The organism is Micromonospora sp. CCTCC AA 2012012, from assembly GCF_040499845.1.
GTDB classification, from domain to species: domain Bacteria; phylum Actinomycetota; class Actinomycetes; order Mycobacteriales; family Micromonosporaceae; genus Micromonospora; species Micromonospora mangrovi.
In genome coordinates this window covers 914699-934529 of the sequence record NZ_CP159342.1, presented here as the reverse complement: position 1 = coordinate 934529, position 19831 = coordinate 914699, and the positions used below count along the sequence as shown (strand labels likewise).

18 protein-coding genes and 1 pseudogene are annotated in these 19831 nt (G+C 67.5%); 11 read left to right on the top strand and 8 right to left on the bottom strand.

All coding sequences use genetic code 11. From position 1 onward, the window contains the following. Positions 1 to 186 precede the first annotated feature (186 nt). Complete coding sequence (locus ABUL08_RS04315; protein ID WP_350934726.1) at positions 187 to 1263, top strand: GNAT family N-acetyltransferase; 1077 nt, start codon at positions 187 to 189, stop codon at positions 1261 to 1263. Positions 1264 to 1342: 79 nt separating this feature from the next. Next, a complete protein-coding gene (locus ABUL08_RS04310; protein WP_350934724.1) occupies positions 1343 to 2086 on the top strand; it encodes a LysR substrate-binding domain-containing protein in 744 nt (247 codons plus the stop codon). 152 nt (positions 2087 to 2238) lie between these two features. On the opposite strand, the gene ABUL08_RS04305 is transcribed toward ABUL08_RS04310, so the two are convergent. After that, the gene (locus tag ABUL08_RS04305) at positions 2239 to 3495 is read right to left on the bottom strand and encodes an ArgE/DapE family deacylase (RefSeq protein WP_350934721.1); all 1257 of its coding nucleotides are present in this window, start codon (positions 3493 to 3495) and stop codon (positions 2239 to 2241) included. A 540-nt stretch (positions 3496 to 4035) separates the two neighbouring features. Here ABUL08_RS04305 and ABUL08_RS04300 point away from each other — a divergent pair. Next, a protein-coding gene (locus ABUL08_RS04300; RefSeq protein ID WP_350938488.1) for an IS5 family transposase occupies positions 4036 to 4835 on the top strand; the annotation gives its coding sequence in 2 pieces (ribosomal slippage) (positions 4036 to 4372 and positions 4372 to 4835; 801 coding nt in all). Positions 4836 to 5714: 879 nt separating this feature from the next. Here ABUL08_RS04300 and ABUL08_RS04295 read toward each other — a convergent pair. Then, on the bottom strand, positions 5715 to 6134 hold the full coding sequence (locus ABUL08_RS04295) for a hypothetical protein (RefSeq protein WP_350934719.1): 420 nt from the start codon (positions 6132 to 6134) through the stop codon (positions 5715 to 5717). A gap of 352 nt (positions 6135 to 6486) precedes the next feature. On the opposite strand from ABUL08_RS04295, the pseudogene ABUL08_RS04290 reads away from it, so the two are divergent. The 5 genes and pseudogenes from ABUL08_RS04290 (at position 6487) to ABUL08_RS04270 (ending at position 10472) form a co-directional block, all read left to right on the top strand. After that, positions 6487 to 7149, top strand: a pseudogene (locus ABUL08_RS04290) (DUF6879 family protein). Positions 7150 to 7507: 358 nt separating this feature from the next. After that, entirely contained in the window at positions 7508 to 7729 is a 222-nt protein-coding gene (locus ABUL08_RS04285; protein ID WP_334615858.1) for a hypothetical protein, read from the top strand. A 7-nt stretch (positions 7730 to 7736) separates the two neighbouring features. Continuing rightward, on the top strand, positions 7737 to 8294 hold the full coding sequence (locus tag ABUL08_RS04280; RefSeq protein ID WP_350934717.1) for a DUF6879 family protein: 558 nt from the start codon (positions 7737 to 7739) through the stop codon (positions 8292 to 8294). Positions 8295 to 8684: 390 nt separating this feature from the next. Continuing rightward, entirely contained in the window at positions 8685 to 9380 is a 696-nt protein-coding gene (locus tag ABUL08_RS04275) for an NB-ARC domain-containing protein (protein WP_350934716.1), read from the top strand. A gap of 237 nt (positions 9381 to 9617) precedes the next feature. After that, positions 9618 to 10472, top strand: coding sequence for a tetratricopeptide repeat protein (locus ABUL08_RS04270; RefSeq protein WP_350934714.1), 855 nt, complete (start codon positions 9618 to 9620; stop codon positions 10470 to 10472). 483 nt (positions 10473 to 10955) lie between these two features. Here ABUL08_RS04270 and ABUL08_RS04265 read toward each other — a convergent pair whose 3' ends face one another. The 5 genes from ABUL08_RS04265 to ABUL08_RS04245 all read right to left on the bottom strand — a co-directional run bounded on the left by ABUL08_RS04265 (position 10956) and on the right by ABUL08_RS04245 (position 15023). Next, on the bottom strand, positions 10956 to 11132 hold the full coding sequence (locus tag ABUL08_RS04265; protein ID WP_350934711.1) for a hypothetical protein: 177 nt from the start codon (positions 11130 to 11132) through the stop codon (positions 10956 to 10958). A 73-nt stretch (positions 11133 to 11205) separates the two neighbouring features. Continuing rightward, positions 11206 to 12231, bottom strand: a complete 1026-nt coding sequence (locus ABUL08_RS04260) for an ImmA/IrrE family metallo-endopeptidase (RefSeq protein WP_350934709.1) — start codon at positions 12229 to 12231, stop codon at positions 11206 to 11208. Continuing rightward, the gene (locus tag ABUL08_RS04255) at positions 12228 to 13481 is read right to left on the bottom strand and encodes a hypothetical protein (RefSeq protein WP_350934707.1); all 1254 of its coding nucleotides are present in this window, start codon (positions 13479 to 13481) and stop codon (positions 12228 to 12230) included. The genes ABUL08_RS04260 and ABUL08_RS04255 overlap by 4 nt, the downstream gene beginning before the upstream one ends. A gap of 220 nt (positions 13482 to 13701) precedes the next feature. Further along, a complete protein-coding gene (locus ABUL08_RS04250) occupies positions 13702 to 14664 on the bottom strand; it encodes a hypothetical protein (protein ID WP_350934706.1) in 963 nt (320 codons plus the stop codon). Beyond that, entirely contained in the window at positions 14661 to 15023 is a 363-nt protein-coding gene (locus ABUL08_RS04245) for a hypothetical protein (RefSeq protein WP_350934704.1), read from the bottom strand. Before ABUL08_RS04245 ends, ABUL08_RS04250 begins: the two co-directional genes overlap by 4 nt. Before the next feature lie 335 nt (positions 15024 to 15358). Here ABUL08_RS04245 and ABUL08_RS04240 point away from each other — a divergent pair, with 335 nt between their 5' ends. From ABUL08_RS04240 to ABUL08_RS04230, 3 genes are read left to right on the top strand one after another with little or no spacing between them, the layout of a single operon-like run. Next, positions 15359 to 15634, top strand: a complete 276-nt coding sequence (locus tag ABUL08_RS04240) for a multiubiquitin domain-containing protein (protein ID WP_350934701.1) — start codon at positions 15359 to 15361, stop codon at positions 15632 to 15634. Then, the gene (locus ABUL08_RS04235; protein WP_350934699.1) at positions 15609 to 16787 is read left to right on the top strand and encodes a ThiF family adenylyltransferase; all 1179 of its coding nucleotides are present in this window, start codon (positions 15609 to 15611) and stop codon (positions 16785 to 16787) included. The genes ABUL08_RS04240 and ABUL08_RS04235 overlap by 26 nt, the downstream gene beginning before the upstream one ends. Next, on the top strand, positions 16784 to 17230 hold the full coding sequence (locus tag ABUL08_RS04230) for a DUF6527 family protein (protein WP_350934697.1): 447 nt from the start codon (positions 16784 to 16786) through the stop codon (positions 17228 to 17230). Before ABUL08_RS04235 ends, ABUL08_RS04230 begins: the two co-directional genes overlap by 4 nt. A gap of 305 nt (positions 17231 to 17535) precedes the next feature. Here ABUL08_RS04230 and ABUL08_RS04225 read toward each other — a convergent pair whose 3' ends face one another. Then, positions 17536 to 19764 carry a GmrSD restriction endonuclease domain-containing protein gene (locus ABUL08_RS04225; protein WP_350934696.1) on the bottom strand — a complete coding sequence of 743 codons (2229 nt, stop codon included), beginning with the start codon at positions 19762 to 19764 and terminating at the stop codon, positions 17536 to 17538. Between the last annotated feature and the right edge of the window lie 67 nt (positions 19765 to 19831).

The window sequence follows — 19831 nt, the reverse complement described above, 5'->3', positions numbered from 1 at the left end:
CACGACGAAGCACTGCCCGCAGCCGCTGACCGCCCCATGGTCGTTGACGACCTCCCGGAACCTTTCACCGGCGGGCTACCGCATGGTCACTAGCTTGACGACCAACGCCGGGACAGTGACTGACCAACGCCCCGGCTGCGGCCATCGGGGTTGCCACATCTCCCGTTACGCCGAAGGCAGGCCGCCGTGTCTGAGCTCGTCACCGACCCTGTTGCCGGCACCGTCGTCGCCGTCTTGTGCGCGGACGCGTCGGAAGCTGTCATCGGCGAGGTCATCGCCGACCTGCGGCACGTCGAGGACCGGCAGGCGCTCACCACCGATTCGGCCGGGGCTGCTGCCGCCATCACCGACTTGGTTGAAGCGACGAACCAGCAGGTGTTCGCGCCTGACCCATTGGCCGCTTCGATCGCAGCCCTTGCCAGCTCCGCACCGGCCGAGCCGGCCGCAGCAGCCGCCTCCCACGCCGGCGTCGGGATCCGCCCCATCGAGACGCACGCCGATGTCGCCGCCGCTGTCACCGTCCTGGACGGGGTCTTCGCCCCGGGCCGGGGATACCACTTCTATCCACCCAGCCTGCTACGCAACCTGCTCGCCGCCGGCGCGCCGATGCTTCTGGCCTGGGACGGTGACGCTCCGGTCGGCGTGGTGCTCGCCGTGCCGGGGTGGACCGCCAGCGGTCAGCCGCTAGTACAGTCCGGCCCGATGGCGGTACTGCCCACCGCGCGCGGCCGCGGTGTGGCAGTAGCGTTGAAGCTCGCCCAGCGAGCGTGGGCTCTCGAGCGAGGCGTCACCGAGATCCGCTGGACGTTCGACGCGATGGCCGCCGTCAGCGCCAACCTCAACCTGCGCCGGCTCGGCGCTACCGTAGCGGGTTTCGTACCCGGTTACGAAGGTCTCCGTGACGCCGACACCCCCACCTCACTCCCCTACGACCGGTTGCTCGTCACCTGGCGTCTCGCTGGCGCATCCGAAACACCAGACAACGGCAACGCCGAGCCGGTGTGGGCCGTCGCTGCCGTCGAGGGACTGCCAGTGCTCAATCACGCCTGGTCCCTCGCTCGCTCCGCGCTCGTTGCAGTGCCGGCCGACATTGCCGCGTTGCGCCGGGAGGACCCGGCTGCGGCCAGCACCTGGCAGCACATCGTGGGCGCCGTGCTCCAGCATGCGTTCACCGCCGGCTGGCGGGTTAACTGGGACTCCCGCGGCGCCTACCTGCTGACCGCGCCCCAGATCCTGCCCGGTCACCGCTACGGACAGCCCTAAAGCCGGGCACCAGGACCCTTCGTGGCCCGCAGGCCGGCTCGGGCCGCTGGGGTTGCCGCGACCGTCGGTGAGTGCCCGCGTGGCGCGGATCGAACGGCGGTGGCGGGCCGCCCTGTTCGACCGGACCAGGGCGGCGTACAGCCCGCTCGCCTGCTGGCCGAACTGCTCGCGCACCTGCGTGCCCCTGGCCACGGTGGTCTCCCTGGTCACCGGTCGCGAACGCCGACCGGTGCCGCCCGGAACTTTGCAACTGGCCAGTGAGTTCGGCTACGGCGGGCTACTCGACGCGCTCCGCGACGACGCCTTGGTAGACGTCCGGCAGCACATCGTCGACATCGCCAGTCCCGGCTGGGCTTCCGCGATGCTCGCCGCCCACATCTGTGTGTACGCCGACCTTCCCCTGGCCGACCTCGACTGGCTCACCGGCCCGGCCGGCACCCGCAACCACCAGTCCGTGGTGTCGCTGTGCCGAGCAGCCGGCTTCGAACCACGGATCCGGTTCACCGCGCTCAACGGGCCGAGCGGCCGTCGGATCCTGGAGGACGGCGGGGCGGTGGCCCTCACCAGCGCCACCATGATCCCGGCAGGGGCGATGCACACCGTCCGGCTGGCCGAAGACGTTCGCATCAGGATGACCGTGAGCTGGCGGCACGGAAGCACGGCCACCGCGACCGCCGGGTGGCTGGTGCGCTGGCTGCACGACGGACAGGTCCGGCGGCTCGCCGAGTGCCGGCCGGAGCTGCTCACCGAAATGCGGGCCGACCCGACCCGGTGGCCGCTGTACGCCCAACAGGAGGCCCACCGGGCGCACCGAGGCGAGTAGGCAAAGCACTGACCGTGCCGACGGTCCGGGGAGGTAACCGGCCGGGGATCATGACGTCGCAGATGCGCTTGCGCCTCCAGGGACGACCAGCGCCTCAAGCCGGCCGGGCAGCGGTTAGTGGATGGGTGCGGCCGGTGTACCGCAGCCCGCCTTCAGCGAATCCCGCAACGCCGTACCGTCAGGAGAGCGAGTGCCCGGGTCACCGTCCTGAGCTCGCGCAGGTCCACCTGCTCGCGGGGGGCGTGCGCGAAGCGGACGTCGCCGGGCCCGTAGTGCAGGGAGGGTATCCCGCCCGCGCTGTACAGCCGCAGATCGCTGCCGTAGGGCGCGGCCGCAGCCGGGGGCGTGACGCCGGTGGTGTCGGCGACGGCCCTGGTGATCTCGTCGATCAGTGGATGGCCTGGGCTGAGGCGACCGCTGGCGAACTGGCCGCCGGGCCAGGTGATGGTAGGTGGGTGGGTGCGTAACCAGGGATGGTCGATGTCGTGGACTGCCTGCTCGAAGGCGGCACGGGCGTCGGCGGGGTCCTCGTCCAGCCGCACTCCCATCCGGCCCTGGGCGACGAGCAGGTCGGGCACGCTGCTGGGCCAGTCGCCGGCGCGTACGGTGCCGACCTCGATGGGGTAAGGCTGGGTGTTGCCGGCGAACAGGGCCGGCAGTGCGCTGTTGCGGCTGGCCTCCAGCTGCCGGATCGCCGCGAACACCGGCCAGAACACCTCGACGGCGCTGACGCCCTCCCGTCGGGTGGCGCCGTGCGCGGCCCGGCCGGCGATCTCGATCTGGAAGGTCAGCGCGCCGGCATTGGCGGTCACGACTGTGCCGTTGGTCGGCTCGGTGATCACCGCGGCCTCGCCGCCATGGCCCCGCGCCAGGGTGGCGAAGGCGCCGAGGCCGCCGTCCTCCTCGCTCACCACGCAGTGCACGGCCAGCGGGCGGGCGAGTCGCACCCCTGATCGTTTCACGGCGCGGATCACGGCCAGGTTGGCGATCAGGCCGGCCTTCATGTCGCAGGCGCCCCGGCCGTGCAGGGTGTCGCCGGTGAACCAGGGCGTGAACGGGTCGTTGCCCTCCCAACGGGCCAGGTCACCGGTGGGTACGACGTCGACGTGCCCCTGCAGCACGAGCGCCGGCGTGCCCTCACCGCCGAGGACGCCAACCAGCCCGTACGCCTCGGTGCGCGGGGCCTCGGTACCTGGGAAACCGGCCATGTCCCGCAGCCCGGCGAGGTCGAGCTCCCAGAGGTCGACATCCAGGCCGGCCTCGGTGAGCAGGCGGGCGCACCAGTGCTGCATCTCGCACTCGGCGGCCGTACCGGTAACACTCGGGATCCTCACGGCCTCAGCTAGCAGGTTCACGGCTTCCGCATCGTCGATCGCCTCCAGAACGCGGGCCTCGTGACTACTCAACATCTCGTCTCATCTCTCGTCCCGCGGCCATCGCGTGGCGCAGGACGGGTATGGCATGCCCGATTAGCGTGGCGTGACTTCCATCCCGAATCAACGGCAACGCTGGTCAACCGGCTGTCAGCAAGAGCAGCACCGGGTGCCTGACTGTCGCCACGTGCCGGGGACTACCTCGACTCGAAGTAGGCCGCAACCAGCAGGAGCATCGGTGCGGCGACGACGGTTCCGCGACTGACGCCGAGCTGATCCAGCCCTTTCTGGGAAGCCCTCGGAGCAGGATAAGGCCGGCGAGCAGGGCGGTGAAAAGTAGCGGCGCACCGATGGTGACCCCAAAGATCCACAGCCTCTCCCAGTCCGAGTATTCATAGCTCGCCCCCGCGTGCGATTGGTGGCTCAGGGCGACGACGTAGGCGGCGATCGCCAGGCTATGCCAGCCGAGTAGCACCGGAAGCGTGTTAGAGCTCCTAACGAAATGATGTTGGGGGTGTCCTCGGGACGTGAGGATCGTTCTGTCTGAACGTGAGGAGGGGTGAGCAGCCGCCGTGGATCGTCTCGGACGAGGTGTGGGCCGAGATCGTGCCGCTGCTGCCACCCCGACCACCGCGCAGGCACCGCTACCCGGGCCGTAGGCCTCTCGATGACCGGAAGGTGTGGTGCGGGATCCTGTTCGTGCTCTGCACGGCGATCCCGTGGGAGTACCTGCCCCAAGAGCTGGGCTTCGGGTCGGGGATGACCTGCTGGCGCCGGTTGCGGGACTGGAACGACGCCGGCGTGTGGCAACGACTGCACGAGGTCCTGCTGGGCAGACTCCGGGCCGCCGGGCAGTTGGACATGTCGCGGACGGTGATCGACGGCTCCCACGTCCGGGCGCTCAAGGGCGGCCCAAAACCGGTCCGAGCCCGGTCGACCGCCGCAAGCCAGGCTCGAAACACCACGTCATCACCGACGCGGGCGACACCCCCCTCGCCACGGCCTTGACCGGCGGCAACCACCACGACATCACCCAGCTCATGCCCCTGGTCGACAAGGTTCCCAGAATCAAGGGCATCCGCGGCCGGCCCCGGCAACGACCCGAGCGGATCCACGCCGACCGTGGCTACGACTTCGACAAGTACCGCCGCGAGCTACGCACGCGGGGCATCACACCTGTCATCGCCCGACGCGGCGTCGGTCACGGCTCCGGGCTCGGCACCCGACGCTGGGTCGTCGAGCAGACCATCGCCCTGCTGCACTGGTTCCGCCGCCTGCGGATCCGCTGGGAGATCCGCGACGACATCCACGAAGCGTTCCTCACCCTCGCCTGCGCCATCATCTGCTGGCGCCGACTCCAACGCTCAAAGAGTTAGGAGCTCTTAGGTGCGAAGGATCCCCAGCGACGATGCTGATGCGGAGCCACGGCACGCCGCTCTCTTGGAGCCGAGCGTGACGTAACGGGGATCCAGCATCCTACTTGCGGCATGACAACTAATACGCTCCGCTATCCCATCGTGACCGATAGGGGGCCTCCACGCCTTGCGCCGGTGGACCACGATGTCCCCGGAGCTGCAGGGACGACGATAGAGGCGCCGTGAACCGGAAGAAACTCAACGCAACGATCATCGGCACGACATTGGCGCTACTTTGCTGCTGCGGCGGCATCGCTGCCTTCGGTGACGACGACAGCACCAAGAAGGCGGCCCCGGCGATCGGCGCGACGGCTCCGACCCGTGGCGTCCTCGGCGGGGCACCTTCTCCAACCCCAACCATCAGCCCTTCACCCAAGTCAGTGCCGGCACCATCGCCGACGAGATCCAAGAAGCCTACTCCCGTCAAGACCACCACCAAGCCGCCACCGAGGCCGACGACGAAGCGGCCCACCACCCAAGCCCCTCAGCCGGAGTACACCCGCAAGGGCGTGCACCCGGGCGCCTTCTGTTCACCATCCGGCGCCATGGGACTCACCAGTGACGGAACCCTCATGCGGTGCCGCACCTCGGCTACCGACTCACGGAATCGGTGGCGACGCGCGTGACCAGCGCGCCGAATGGCTGTCGACAGCAACGCTGACAGCAAGCCGACTGGACGGCCGCACGCTGAGTAGCACCGACACGGACAAACGTCCGAGCGTGCAGCCGTCGCCGGACGCGGACGCACAGAGCTTGTAAGCGATAGGCGCCCGGTTCGGTGCCCGCGGGCCTATTGCCGCGCTTCGTGAACCAAACTGGCCAGTTGCCCCTCCGGATCTCTCATTCTCGCCTGCCTTCTCGTCGGGATCGAGTCGGACCGTCGCCGAGGTGGATTCCGCCGTGGACGTCCCGCGCCTGCACCACCGAGCCGTGCACATCGCCGGAGACCGAGTTCGCCACGCCGCCAGCCACCTCGGCGATCGTGGCGTCGGCCCTCGACCACCGGGCACGCAGCTCGGCCCCGAAGGCCGCGTCGCGGCGCGACTCGCGGTCCAGCAGCTCGGCGAGACGGCCGACGGCCTCCGGCGAGGGCTGCCGTAAGGCACCCTCGATGACCGCGCGAGTCGCCGGCTCGTGCTGGAAGCGGGTTCGCAGAAATTCGATCAGGGAGGCCACAGCGGCGCGCCCGCTCTGAGCCAGCTCAGTGGTCGCCCAGGCGACGAGCGTCGTCGCGGCGGTGACCATGATCGGGTCTGCCATTCGTCCGCCTCCCCACATCGCTCACCAGCTATCAAGCGAGTTCGATGTTACTCGGAGTGCGCGGACGAACACCAAGACCGGGGCTGGCATGAGTGCACAGCGTTGCGAAGCGGACCCTACCGCCGAGCTCACGCGCCGCTGGGGTAAGTCCTCACACGAGTTGGGTAACACGTCCGGCGACGGCAGCTGTCCCGATGTCTGGGAGTTGAGCAACGGTGACATCGCGGTGATCGGGCAGGACCTCACCGAGACCTACGAGGGGCGACTTCCGGTGGGGGCTCGGTGGCCCCGGGCGAGCGGCTTATCATCATTCCCCGGTCGACCATGATCGCGGCGAAGGTGGACATACCTGATGCATGGCCTGTTCCGCGGGGACCCCGGCGAGCGACTGAGCCTGGCAGGCTACTGGGCCGATTTCGAGAATCGGTTCTGGAAGACCATCGCCCCTGGCTTCTGGAAGCTGGAACGGCAGCAGACCTTCAAGGAACCCGGGGACGAAGGGTGGCAGGCATTCGCCGACGGGCGGTGGGAGAATTCGCTGCGGATCCTCGAGGCGCGTCGCCCCGAGTTCCAGAACTACTTATCGGCGGATCACCGAGAACGGTTTCGCCACCCGGCGGGTGCAGGTCGTTGAGGAACTTTTCACCCCCTATCCCAGTGGGAGCTGCACGTGCTGCGACTGCGGCACGAGCACGGAGGGTTGACCCGGGTCGTTGGTACGGACGCGGTGGCGGCAGCCGAGCTGGGCGGTCCGCTGCCGGAGGTCTACACCCTCAGCAACGAGGTGATGTACGAGGCGGTCTATGACGCCGACGGCGTGTTGGCGGCCGCTCGTCGCTGGCATGACCTCGAGCTGGTGGCACACTGCCAAGCCTTCATCGAGTCGCTCTACGAAGGCGGTGAGCCGCTGGACGAGTTCTCGCCCGTGCGGTGGCGCCGTTGGAGCCTCCCCGCGCGGGGTAACACGTGGAAGGCGTCGGGCCGGACGGGACCAGGCACGGGCCGGCTCAGGTGAACCGGTCCGACCTGCCCGGCCGGCGGAGCTGGTCCAAGCCCGCGACGTGTACGGCCGCGTGCACTTCCACGGCGAAGCGGCTCCCCGGGAGCTACCGCAGCAACTGCAAACACGCCGTTGAAGGTTGCCAAACGAATCGGGGTCATGCCCCAGAGCCGGCCCGAGGTGTCGGGAGGACCGGACCCAGCCAGCCGCTCCGGCCCGTACTCGGCCGACCTTCAGACGGGACGTGTACGGCAATGCGCGTGCCCAAGACGCCAAGATCGGATAGACGATATTAACTTGTTCGGCCGCTACTCTACGCACTACTGTCCTCACTGGCGGCACTTGCTGGCCGTCTGATTCGAAGGAGGTCGCGGTGAAGTTGACCAAGCTCTACAAGGACCCTGGGTCCGGTGGCAACGGCTGCCCGACGGTCTACCTCGCCGACAGTGGCGAGCTGGTCGTCCAGGGGCACTTGGTCGACGGCGACACCTTCGGCGAGTTGGAGAACGTTCTTCCCGGTGAGGGTGCGGTGCGGATCTCTGCCGAGGTGGTGCTCGGTGCGATCGAGCGCTACCGCGAGTCCGGGCAGCGGTGAGCGAGGGTTGACCCGATCGTTCACGTCGCTGGATGACGCCGAGTTCAACCAACTGTTCCGCGACTTCCGGTACACGGCCTACCGGTTGGAGACGCTTCAGCGCTATGACGTGTCGTACGAGCAGGATGAGTTCGCCCGGTTCCTGGCGGGCGAGGCCCGTGGGGAGTTTCCCGGAATCGCCGCCTGGTGCGACACGGTGCGGGCAGCGGTGTCAGCGGGCAAGCGGATGCACCGGGTCCATGTCGTCGCCGAGCCGCTGTCGGATTACGTCCGGTTCGAATGCGGCTGGGCTTACGAGCACACGGTCGAGGCGGGCGAGGACGTCCGTCTCATCGCGGTCTCCGGCGATGATTGGCCGGCCGCGTTGCCGCACTACGACTACTGGTTGTTCGACTCCTCGCAGCTCGTGGCGATGCACTACGACGAGGAGGGACGGTTCGTCTCCGGCGAGTTGATCAGCGAGCCGGAGAAGATCGTGCAGGCCAACCTCTGGCGTGACGCCGCCGTCTCGGCGTCAATCCCCTACCGGACGTACGCAGGCCAGCTCCAGCCCAGCTCTCCATAGATCCGCCGCTCGTCGGGGAGGAGGCAGCGTGCCCACCACGCACAACGAGTCGTCCGGCGATGCCGAAGCTGTCGTTCAAGCCGGAACGGTGCACGGCGGCATCAACCTGTTCGGGCGCGCGGGACCGCCTTCTCCCCCGCCTCGTCAGCTGCCCCTCGACGCGACCCGCTTCGTCAACCGCGAGCAGACCCTCACCCGACTTGACGCGGCACTGCCCGCCCACGATGACGCCACGGCTACGGGCGGCCCGCCAATGGCCGTCGCGGCCATCGCGGGCGCCCCCGGCGTGGGCAAGACAGCGTTGGCCGTGCACTGGCTCACCGGGTCCGGCGATGGTTCGCCGACGGCGATCTCTACGTCGACATGCGCGGCTACGGGCCCGGACCGGCCTTGGACGTCGGACAGGCGCTGGACACATTCCTGCGCGCCCTGCACGTGCCGGCCGAGCAGATCCCGACCGACACCGAGGGACGCGCCGCCCTCTACCGATCCGTCCTGACCGGCAAGCGTGTACTGGTCGTGGTGGACAATGTGTCCACCGTCAGCCAGGTTCGGCCGCTGCTGCCCGCCACACCGACCTGCATGGCGATCATCACCAGCCGCAGCCGGCTGTCCGGCCTCGTCGCGCGGGAAGGAGCGTCACGCATGACCCTGGACGTCCTGTCCCCCGACGAAGCGATCACGCTGCTGCGCGACAGCATCGGCGGAGACCGCGTCAGCGCCGAACCACAGGCCGCCGCCGAACTCGCCCGACGATGCGCCTACCTCCCGCTCGCCCTGCGGATCATCGGGGAACGCATCGCCAGCACCCCCTACGCCACCCTCGCCGACTTCGTTGCCGACCTCGCGCTCGTCGACCATCAACTCGACGCCCTCACCGTCGACGATGACGAACTCTCCGACGTCCGAGCCGTGTTCTCCTGGTCCTACCAGGCATTGCCCGGGGACACGGCGCGGTTCTTCCGCCGCCTCGGGCTGCACGCCGGCTCCGACATCTCTGCCGCCGCCGCGGCAGCCATCGCCGGCGTCAGCATCCCCCGCGCCCGTAACCTCCTCGACCAACTCACCGCAGCGCACCTCGTGTAGAACCCCGCCCGCGACCAATACCTGTTCCACGACCTCCTGCGCGCCTACGCCCTCGAACGCGCGCAAGCCGAAGAGACCCCCGAACAACAACACCAATCACGACGCCGCGTCTACACCTGGTACCTGTGGATGGCAGAGGAAGGCCGCAAGCTCATACTCCCCTACTCCCACGCCATCGCCCTTCCCCCGGCCGGACCCGTCGTACCACTCACCCCACCCAGCACGGTGGCCGAGGCGATGGCATGGTTCGAGCGGGAACGACTCAACCTCCTCGACACCATCCGCCAAGCAGACGAGCTGGGCGACCACGACATCGCCTGGCAGCTACCCGTCGTCAGCGACGGCTTCTTCGAACTCAAGTCGTACTGGGCCGACTGGCGCGACATCCACCTCACCGGCCTACGCGCCGCCCGGACCGCCAAATCACGCCTCGGCGAAGCCGCCAACCTCCGCTGCCTCGGCGATGCCTACTGGCGAATGGAACAACGCGAAACCGCCCTGGACTGCTACCGCCAAGGCGCCAACGCCAGCCGCGACGTCAACGACCACTGGGTTGAAGGCTTCAGCCTCCGAGGCCAGGGCCTCATCCACGAAGAACTCGGCCACATAGACGAAGCCCTCAACCTGTACGGTCAGGCCTGGGAGGTGTTCCGTCACCACGGCATCACCCGAGGCGAAGGCATGTCCCTGCTCAGCCTCGGCAACTGCCACCGCGCCCGCGGACAACTCGACACCGCCATCGCCCACTACCAGCAAGCAGTTGCCATCCTCGACGGCATCAACGACCAATGGAGCGTCGCCTGGGCCTCCTACCCCCTCGGCCTGGCCTACCAGCAGACCGGCCAACACAACGAGGCTCTCAACCAGCACCAGCTGGCCTTGAAACTCTTCCGCAGATTCGACGACCGACGCTGCGAAGGACTCACCCTCGCCGCCCTCGGCGACACCTTCTACGCCACCGGCCAACACGACGACGCGCAGCGCAGCTGGCAGCAGGCACTCCAGATCCTCGATCCACTCGGAGACCCCCACGCAAGCACCGTCCGGCAACTTGTCGCCCAAAACAACGGTGCTAACGAAGCTTCTGGGTGACCTCGGTCGTGTCGGCCGGACCCTGCGTCTGCACCTCGACGAAGTGCTGTCACGGCGCACAGCAGAGAACATCTCCTCGCTCATCACCGGAACGCTGCCCGAGCACACGCATCGCGGCGAAGACGTGCTCCCAGCTCCTGCCCGCCCTGGTGTGTCACCTCGGATCATCAAGTGTCCGTACTCGTACCGGCGGTCCCGACGCCAACTTGGAGGCCAGCGCCTCGCGGCCACGCTAACCCAAACCGACGTGCCCAAAGGAGGTCGTCGCGTCGGCTCATCCATAATGACAATTATTGGTACACCATCGGGTCGAACGGTACTGAGCGCCGCCACCTGCTGAGCTTCCTGCCGTCAGCCGCTCGTGGCAGCGCACAGCAGCAACTTTTTCACCTCCATCGTCTTCGCATTCGCCGCTGCGGGTAGCGCTGGCTGACGAGGCAGTGCCGCCCGGTGTGGGTAGCGGGGGCGCGCCGTACCCCCAGGTCAGAAACGCACGCCGAATCCGTAGCTCGAGTTCCGGGCGCCGGTTCCGTCGCTCATTGGCCGGCCGTTAGGGAAGAAGCCTGCCACGTCCTCGGGCAGGTCGAGGTGGAGCAGCCCCTCGGCCATCAGCTCCGTGGGGCCACCAGCCAGCGGTACTCGATCCCAGAAATCGCGCACCCCCAAGCTGCTACGTGAATACGCGCGGCCCGGACGCCGCCCGCTGGTCGGCGGCCGCCGCTGGCCGACGCACTTAGTGCTGGTTGCAGGTGGTCGAGTCGCCGAGGAAGGCCGTTAGCGGCAGGGAGAGGAAGCAGCTCGTACACAGCCGGTTGGCGATGGGGCGCTGGCCTCCGGCCGCGCATTCGCAGGCCCCACACTGCGGACACAACGGTTCGCCGCACGTACCGCAGGGCCTCTTCCACGACGTGAAGTCCTCGCCGCAGTCCGCGCAGTGCCCGTCGTGGCCGACCGGGCCGGTGGCCAGAGGCGCGGTCAGGGAGGGCCAGTCCGGTGAGTCGGTGACCCACACGGCGATGGTGTAACCATCGGTCCCCTGGGCGTCGAGGTACATCTGCGGGCCGGCGACGCCGCTGCGGAAGGTCGGCCGGTCGACGCCTCGGGCGGTACCGCCGCGCACCGCGGATTGCAGCCGGGTGGCGGACTGGACACTGCCGCGGGCGATCGGCAGGACGTCGCCGTGGCGGGCGGCGAACTGGCTACGGCTGTTCGGCTCGACCAGCATGACGTAGCCCGGTGCGGGCAGGCGGTGTGCGGCGGCGACGCAGCACGCCTCCCGCGATGCTGTCGTGCTCTGCCACAGGCGGATCACCGACGCCGCGGTGACACCGTCAGCAAAGATCCGGCTGACAATGTCGGTGGGCAGTAGGACTGCTGCGGCGAATGCGTCGACCAGGTCTTCCTCGAACGGTCCTTCTTCGCCGTCAGGAAGCTCCCACAGGGCGGCAGCGACCGCTGTCACGCTCGGACATAGGTGGTGGCCGAACTCGTGTATTAAGGAGAAGTTGCGCCGGCCTTCCGACGTGTCGCGCAACACCGCAATTCGTGGCGGGGTTTCCCCTCCGCTGTAGAGCGCCGCGACCGAGCAGCCGCTGCCGAGTGCGGCGGGCTCGACCCAGTCCAGGACAATGCCGTCGATGGTCACGATTACTGCGGCCGGGTCGGCGGCCAATTTGCGGCCGTCGACGCCGAGGCTGGCCAGGTGTGCCAGCATCGCCGGCACCAGTTCATCGATCAGGGCTTGTTTGGTACGTGTCATGGCCGGTCCGAAAGGGAGCCACCGAGCGCGGTAAGGCGCTGCTGAAGATAGACCGACACCTTCGCCGCCCAGTCGGTGCGTCCGGCACCGCTGTCGGACGGTTTCGCCGTGCTGACGGCCCGCGCAGCCTGTGGTGCCACCGTCTCGGCCATCTCCCAGCGTTGTTCGTCTTCGGAGCTGTGTGTCCCGGCCAGCAACCGCAGGGACGCGCGATGTGTGGGCCGGCTGACCTCGGCGATCAATGCGTCGTCGAACGGTGGGTTCGCGTCCAGAACGGTGCGGGTGTCGGTATTGAGCAGCTGTGCCAGCTGTGCTGCTTCGCTGCGGGTGACGCGGCCGCCTTTCTTGATCCTCAGGAAGACGTTCATGTCGAGGCCGGAGCGTGCGGTGAGCTGGTCCGGCGGCAGGCGCAGGCTCTTGACCTGTTGCAGCAGGGGCACTACGTCCCCGACCGGGTCACCCGGGACGCAGGCGGCGGCGCTAGCGAGCTGGGTGAATCCGGCGGCGACGGCGTTGCGCAGCTCGCGCCGATCCAGGTCTGCCTCGTCGACCGAGGTGCCATAGGTCAGATGGGCGGGGCCGGCGACGCCGCGGCGCCATGCCCGCCACACGTCCCGGATGGTCTCGGGTGGGGGAATTTGGGCGGCGGCTTTCGCCTCATCGAGCATCGGACGGCTCGCCGGTGTGATCTCGCGATCGAACACGAACAGCGGAACCGTGCTTTCCAGGCTGAAGCAGACCGCGAATTCCGTATTCAGCACGCTGGCGGTCGTGGGCAGGATGAGGCTGAACTCATCGGCGGCGCTCACATCGGTGGTGACCGGAGCGACAGTCACCCACCAGCGATCGACGTCGACGACCAACGCAAGTTCGGTGACGTCCTGCCACCGCAGCCGCCACAACTGGCCCACCATGACGTCCTTCCGGACGCCGGTGTCGACGGTCAGGGCGTGCACCTCGGGGGACAGCCGGGTGACCGACGCTAGGGCGGCCGCACCGCCAGCGAGAGCACGCTGCCGTGCCGCGCGCAGGAACGCCTCGTCATCGAGGTCCTCACCGTGCCGCCGTGCAGCCTGCTGGCGCTGCTGGCACCAGCCGCATTCGGCCAAGTGCTTGCGGTCGCCCTGCCCAGATGTTTCCAGATCTGCATCGAGCAGGTGCCCTCCGGCGACTGCCACCGGAGGATTCAAGTCGGCGTCGGCGAAGACGTGCCACACCGGGCCGTGGTCGTTCGACGGAATGCCGGTCATCGCCGTACACCAGTCGGGCTGGCGACGGTCCGCCGCAGTCGTGAGCGAATGGGCTGATGGGTCACCATGCCTCTACCCTCCCGCAGGTCATCTCCCGCACTCTCATGCCTTCTCCATCTGACCTGTGTACGTAGTTGAAACGGCGCACCGTCGTGGTCTGTCCGGCCGCGGCCGGCGCTTCTTTGCGCCATGGTGATGTGCGTCCGATTTCGCCGAGATGCTAATGCTCGTCATGCGGACGCGGGGTGGCCAGCGACTGCGCCAGGCTCAGCATGTCCTCGCGACGCGGTTCGGCGCCGAGTATCTGACCGGCGATCTCCTTGACCCTGGCGGCAACCTGCGCGGCGACGCTTTTGCCCAGGCCGGTGCGATCGGCGATCTGCCGGACAGGCTGGTCCAGGTAGGCGAGCACTAACTGCTCCCGCTTGGTGAGCTGGGCGAGCAGCCGATCGGCGCCGGCGCGGATCTCGGCCTCGGCCTGGGCCAGTTCGATGGTGTCGACGCCGGGCAACCAGGGGTCGATGTCGTCGACCGGAGTCACCACCGGGGTCGGCCCGACGGCGAACCGGGCGGCGACCACGTCGGCTAGGTCCGCCAGCGCGAGCGACGCTCCTGCAGCCCGCAGCGTCGCCTCGCAGACGTTGGCTAAGCTGTCAGCGTCGGCCACCGGCGACTCCCGGCGGGCATCAGGCCGCCACCGCACGATCGTCACGTCGGTCACCTTGTAGGCCGCGGTGACTAGGTCGGTGAGTCGGCCGTTCCAGACTCCGGGTGTGGTCCCGTCGGCCAGTTCCACGTTGCGGCCGGCGCCGGGCCGCCCATCGGGAACGAACCGGAACCGGGAATCACCGTCTAGGACCTCCCGCAGCCGCCGGATCAGCCGGCCCTTGGTCGTGGCCCGGGCCCGATCCCGCAGGAAGTTGCGGACGACCTGCTCCAGCAGCCGGCGGAAGCTCGTGTCGTCGTGCGCCTTCACCGCGAGTTCGACCAGACGCTGTGGGCCCTTCGCATCGGCGAACACTTCGTGCGCGGTCTCCTCGATCGCGTCCAAGGTCCACTGGTGGTAACCGGTCGGCGGCGGGAAGTTGCCGGCCCGGGCGACCGCGCGGACGCACCGGTACAGCTCGGCGGTCGCCTCGGTGCCGAAGACGCCGTCGCGCTGCAACTCCTCCCATGCGCTCATGAAAACTCCTGGTAGGCGGCGAGGATGCGGTCGAGAAGATCCCCGCTCATGATCACGTGTGGTTTGGTGTCCTCGTCGTCGTAGGCACCGAAGTCGACCCGGTGGACACGCCGGGGCTGCCACCAGCCCTGGCGGTCGCAGAGCAGCTCTGGATCTTTGTCGTGCCAGATGTCCTTGGAGTGCGCGACCATGGTGTCGCTGGTCCGGGTCACGACCAGGCACGCGCGGTCCGCGGGCAGGACCCGCACGACCACCGTCGGTCTGCGGGCGTGCGGGTCGCGCGGGTTGTAGTAGTCGCGGGGTAGCACCGCGACCAGGCCGACAGGCGGCCGCCACACCCTCTGGCCGGGCCACGTCATCGTGGGCTACTCCTACCTACCGCTCGGCTGGAACCGGCGAACGGCGACGTACAGCATACGGACCGTGCTGCGCGCTCGCCCCCCTCGCCACCGGCACGGGCGCGTTCGGTCCCGCCGACACTCCGGAATGAACGGGTCGGCACCCACCGCCACCTCGGGACGCGCGCCCTGCGACCAGCCGGTCGAACCGTCGTCCGGACGAATGTGATCATCGACACATCCTCCGCGGTCTTTCGGGATCGGACAGCCGGGGACGGTTCGCCGTCAGGCATCGGCGGAAGCAGGACGCCGGGACCACCGGCGCCTGGACACACCAGACCATCAAGGAGGACATGATGTCGGACATCGGCATCGCGGACCAGGACCAGCGGGTCCAGCGCCGCTACACGATCATCATCAACACCCGCCAGAAGACCGTCGACGACCGCGAGCTCACCTTCGCCCAGGTCGTCGCCCTCGCGTTCCCGGGCGCCCATGACACCGAGGTGGTCTTCACGGTCACCTACCACCGCGCGGTGGCACCACAGCGTGACGGCAACCTCAGCGAGGGCGGCACGGTCACCATCAAGGACGGAACCGCTTTCGATGTCACTCGCACTCGTCGCTCGTAGCGCCGACCTGCGCCGGTTGCGTGACGAGGGCTACGAGGTGACCGTCGAGCACGGTCACCTCGTGGTCGCCCACGTCCCGTACCTGAACGCGCAGCGGGAGGTCAAGCTCGGCACCCTGGTGTCCAAGCTCAGCCTCGCCGGCGACACCACGATCACACCGGAGACCCACGTGGTCCACTTCGCCGGCGAGCAGCCCTGCGACGCGAACGGACAGCCGCTCAGCAAGGTGATCCACAGCCCGGTCCAGGAGCAGATCATCCCAGGGCTGACGGTGAACTTCATGTTCTCCAACAAGCCCGACGCCGGCTACCCGGACTACTACGCGAAGATCACGACCTACGTGGCCCTCCTGGCCACGCACGCGGCCGCGGTCGACCCGTCGGTGACCGCCCGAACGTTCCGGGTCGTGGAGACCGACGCGTCGGAGTCGGTCTTCCGCTACCTCGACACGGCCAGCAGCCGCGCCGGGATCGCGGCCATCAACGCGAAGCTGGCCCTGCCCCGGGTTGCGGTCGTCGGGCTCGGCGGCAGCGGCTCCTACGTGCTGGACCTAATCGCCAAGGCGCCAGTTCGGGAGATCCACCTGTTCGACGGTGACGATTTGTTGCAGCACAACGCCTTCCGGGCCCCCGGCGCGCCCTCGCTCGATCAGCTGCGGCAGCGGCCCAAGAAGGTTTACCACTACGCCGAAATGTACGGCGCGATGCGCCGCGGCATCGTCGCCCACCCCTACTTTCTCCACGAGACGAACGCCGACGAGTTGCAGTCGATGTCGTTCGTGTTCCTCTGCATGGACCAGGGCGAACCCAAGCAGTACCTGATCAAGGCGATGGAGGCGGCCGGGGTCGCGTTCGTCGACGTCGGCATGGGCCTCTACACCGTCGATGACATGATCGCCGGGCACCTGCGGACCACCACGAGCACCCCGCAGAAGCGGGACCACATCTGGGACCAGCGGCGGATCCCGTTCGAGGACGACGGCGACGACGACTACGGCACCAACATCCAGATCGCCGAGCTCAACGCCTTGAACGCCACCTACGCGGTGATCAGGTGGAAAAAGTGGTGCGGCTTCTACGCCGATATCGAGCACGAGCACCACAGCGTCTACACGATCACCACCAACTGCCTGGTCGGTGATGACCAGACATGACCCGACGGACCAACATCGAGCACCGCTTCGTCGACTCGGCCCCCGACGTCCTCGACGACGGCGTGCTGTACGTCTCGATCCGCTACGCCACAGCGCTGCACCTGTGCCCGTGCGGCTGCAGCAGTGAGATCGTCACCCCGATCAGCAGGGAGGGGTGGAGCCTCACCTTCGACGGGGTGTCCGTGACGCTGCACCCTTCGGTGGGCAACTGGAACTACCCGTGCCGATCGCACTACTGGATCCGGCGCAACCGGATTGAGTGGGCTAAGGACCGTTCTCACGATGGCCCCGACCGGCATCGCTCGGCCAGTGCCGTTGGGTCAACGGCTCCAGGTCGGCAACATCAGGATCCCGGGGGTGCTGTGGTGGGCAAAGGCCCTCGGCTCATGGGTACGGTGCGGGCGTGGCTGAGGCGGCACGGCCGCGCCGATGACGCCTCGTGACAGGTGACCGACCGATGTCCAGGACGCCTGCTGGACCGTCAAAGACCAGCTCACCCTAGGAGATCCCTACAGATGTTGAACAGCCAGATCTGTCCTCTACGGTTCTGCGTGTCGGCGTGATCTTGACGGGCATGGGCGTAGGCGGGGTTGATGAGGTATGCCGATGGGGGTGGCCGGCGCTGCTGTCGGTGGCCCAGCGGGTCGCTCAGCTTGACGCCGACGCACCTTGGCGGAGCTGGATCGTCACGATGCGCGCGCCGACCGCGAAGCGACGTACGGGTCGTGGCTTCAAGTTACGACCAAGTTCAGAAAAGACCGGTGGAGCTTGGTTGCTCGGGATGCCGCTCCTCTGTTTCGAGGAGGCCGCGCTCGAGAGCGTCTGAACGCACGTCGAACAAGGTAACTGCCTTGCCGGCCCGGTCGACCTTCCAGTAGCTCCAGCCGTTCATCGTCCGCTTACCGGTCACGGCCGTGCCTGCTGGCGAGGGCGAATCAAACCGCTCGCCAGTGGCCAGCTCAATCTGGCCACCCAGACTGATTCGAGCGGTGTGGCGAACTTGCTTGTAGACCAGGGTCAACTCCTCGCCCACGCTGAGCGCCTCCGCCCCGACCAAGCGGGCGACGGTGATCGCACCATAGTGAGCGCGGGTCCGGTGGGCCACCGCCCGGGCGGTGGCCCGCTCGGGCAACGAAGCCTTCGGCGGCACGACGAAGCCCAGCCGTTGTGGATCCCAGATCAGCTCGCACAGCCGCTGGTAGAGAAGCTGTCGTGTCTCGATGGCGCTCATGTCAAACTTGTCGAACGATCGGAAAAGCTTCTCCAGGCCATACTTTTTGACGACGCCGTCGGTGAACGGCCTGTTGCGTTGATGGTTGACCTTGTGCAGAGACGCGGCAAGGTGGTTCTGCCCGCGGTACCACTCGACCTTTTCCTCATACGGCGCAGCCTGATAGCTCGCATTGTGCGACTTCTGGAGCAGCAGGAGCGCCCCTAGACGATTGCGCTGAAGCCGAAACTTGTCCTCCGTCTTAACTTCCGCCTGATACCTCTCAAATTTGTTCGCCCAAATGTGCTCGATCTCATACGGTTCGGACTTCTCCAGGTACCGGGCAATCTGGTCCGGGCGTCCACTTTCCAACTCCACGAACGCGGTCATCCGAGCCAACAGATACCTGACCTGCGCCCGGTTATCTGGCCGGAGCCCGTACTGCCGTACCACTGAGAACGACGTGTCGAGGCCTGCCGTTCGGTCGCCGAGCAGCTTCTTGATCTGTTCGATGTCGCGACAGCCGCGTAGATCACGGAGCAGGTCCAAAAACTCAGGCAACGCCGCGTCTGGGCGGTCGTCCCCATTGTTGATCAACCGTTGCACGTAGGTTAGATCCAGGAACGCCGCCACAAGCCGAGCCTTGTCCCGGAATTGCGCATCGGTATCGTCGGGTCCAAGCGTCGCCAGCAGGAAGGGCATCTGGTCAATCTCGTTGACCGCGTTGTAGAACACCGGATCAAGACCCTGATCGGGCCGCCTGGAGGCGGCGGCGAGAGTTGCGAAGCGACGGGAGAAGGCCGGGAGGTCGCGCTCAATGAAGCGCGCGAATTCCGAAGGATGCATGAGGCCAAGCCGCTTTTCGGCGTTCAACTGGACCCAGCCGTGGAAGGAAATAGCAATGTCGGTCACGTCGGATTGGTCGATCGCGTACTTCCCCACGAGAAGAGCCTGGAGGAACCGCGTTGTAGCCTGGGTGCCGACAGCATGCAGCCTCGTCAGCATCGAGCGCCAGGTCTCGCCGAGCCGTGCCCGGTTGTGCACGTTGTCGGCCCGCCGCAAGAGGAAGCTCTTGAGCAGGTCGGCGGGACCCAGCTGCACACCGCGGTCGTTCATCGTCTCGAAGATCGCCCAACCCTGACGGCGGTTGACGGCGTCGATACCGACTAGGCATACCCGATTGAGAAGCCAGTGGATGAATAGCGGCAGCGCCTCATCGCGGACAGTCTCCGGCAACAGCTCGTCGATCTCCTGACTGCGCTCATACAGGTTGGTCACAGACGGGCTGGCTTCGGCCGAAACGCTGAAAAGCGTGCCGTCGAGGAGGGACTCCAGCAGCGGAACCCTCTCAGGCTCGTCGATGGCGTACGCTCGCTCCCCATAGGACGTTCCAGCGATGAGCGGATCAAGGGCCGCTATATCGTTGCCATACTCCCGGCGATCAGCCTCGGCAGCGAGCCGACGCAAATGCACCAGAAGCAGATGCAGAGTCGTGATCCGCTGCTGTCCGTCCACAAGCGCGGCGAACTCATCGTCGCGATAGTAGACAAATGGGCCCAGGAAGTACGGCTCGAAGAGCCGGACATCCCGGCGCTCTTGCCCCGGTGACCACTGCCGGATGAAGTGGCCCGACAGATCGTCGATCAATGCCTTAACATCCTGGCGGCCCCAGCTGTACTCCCGCTGAAACGAGTCCAGCCGGAACTGAAAGGTACTGAACAGCCCCTGAACGGTGAAGCCGTCGCCGCGGATGGGAGCCTCAGGCACTGTTCACCTCCATGGAGTGCTGATGGCAGTGCTGCGTAGTGTAGCTAGGGGACGACGCCACTGTCGC

Coding starts and splice junctions, on each gene's coding strand:
- ABUL08_RS04255 (WP_350934707.1), bottom strand. CDS start 13,481: ATGACCGGCATTCCGTCGAACGACCACGGCCCGGTGTGGCACGTCTTC.
- ABUL08_RS04250 (WP_350934706.1), bottom strand. CDS start 14,664: ATGAGCGCATGGGAGGAGTTGCAGCGCGACGGCGTCTTCGGCACCGAG.
- ABUL08_RS04305 (WP_350934721.1), bottom strand. CDS start 3,495: ATGTTGAGTAGTCACGAGGCCCGCGTTCTGGAGGCGATCGACGATGCG.
- ABUL08_RS04270 (WP_350934714.1), top strand. CDS start 9,618: ATGGCATGGTTCGAGCGGGAACGACTCAACCTCCTCGACACCATCCGC.
- ABUL08_RS04240 (WP_350934701.1), top strand. CDS start 15,359: ATGTCGGACATCGGCATCGCGGACCAGGACCAGCGGGTCCAGCGCCGC.
- ABUL08_RS04295 (WP_350934719.1), bottom strand. CDS start 6,134: ATGGCAGACCCGATCATGGTCACCGCCGCGACGACGCTCGTCGCCTGG.
- ABUL08_RS04260 (WP_350934709.1), bottom strand. CDS start 12,231: ATGACACGTACCAAACAAGCCCTGATCGATGAACTGGTGCCGGCGATG.
- ABUL08_RS04245 (WP_350934704.1), bottom strand. CDS start 15,023: ATGACGTGGCCCGGCCAGAGGGTGTGGCGGCCGCCTGTCGGCCTGGTC.
- ABUL08_RS04230 (WP_350934697.1), top strand. CDS start 16,784: ATGACCCGACGGACCAACATCGAGCACCGCTTCGTCGACTCGGCCCCC.
- ABUL08_RS04235 (WP_350934699.1), top strand. CDS start 15,609: ATGTCACTCGCACTCGTCGCTCGTAGCGCCGACCTGCGCCGGTTGCGT.